Annotated in this window: 1 protein-coding gene; it reads left to right on the top strand. The window is 64.4% G+C overall.

Annotated elements, in window-relative coordinates; all coding sequences use genetic code 11:
- Window positions 1–427 (top strand): D-glutamate cyclase family protein (locus ACU8YC_RS25570; protein WP_446896043.1); only part of this gene is annotated, 427 nt, incomplete at its 5' end.
- Window positions 428–621: the final 194 nt, after the last annotated feature.

Raw genomic sequence — 621 nt, 5'->3', positions numbered from 1 at the left:
CGAGGCTGCACTGCTGGCCAATGGCGTGACAGTCAGGCACATCGAGGACGGCCACAACGTCCCGATGTATCGCACCAACATCGCCTGCCAGCCCGCCGGCCGCCTGAGCGGGCCGATGGTGGTGAGCATGCGGCCGATGCCTGCGAACAAGGTGGTGCGCGCCGTGCAGGTCACATCGCGATTTCCCTCCGTGCATGGCGCCCCCGTGCATGTCGGCGACCCGCGACTGCTGGGCATTGCAGACCTGGCCAAACCGGATTTCGGTGAGCCATCGGAGCTGCGCGAAGGCGAGGTCCCGGTGTTCTGGGCCTGTGGCGTGACGCCCCAGGCGGTGGCGATGCAGGCCCAGCCGGAGCTGGTCATCACCCACGCGCCAGGGCACATGTTCATCACCGACCTGCGCGACGAACAGCTGGGGGTGATCTGACCCGACACGGTTTTGCGCATCACCAAACAACAACAATCTTGCCGGGCACTCGCTGCACGGTTGCATTTCCCTACCTGCCCCAACGCCAAGAAAAAAGAAGGTATCCAATGCAACCTACGCAAGCCGCACGAGCCACACCCTCCCAGCGCAACGTGCTTCGCGGCGCCATCTTCATCATGGCGACGTCGTCCATC

The sequence above is a fragment of the Citrobacter sp. VF227 genome (assembly GCF_052950715.1).
This window is presented reverse-complemented; position numbering and strand designations above follow the sequence as displayed.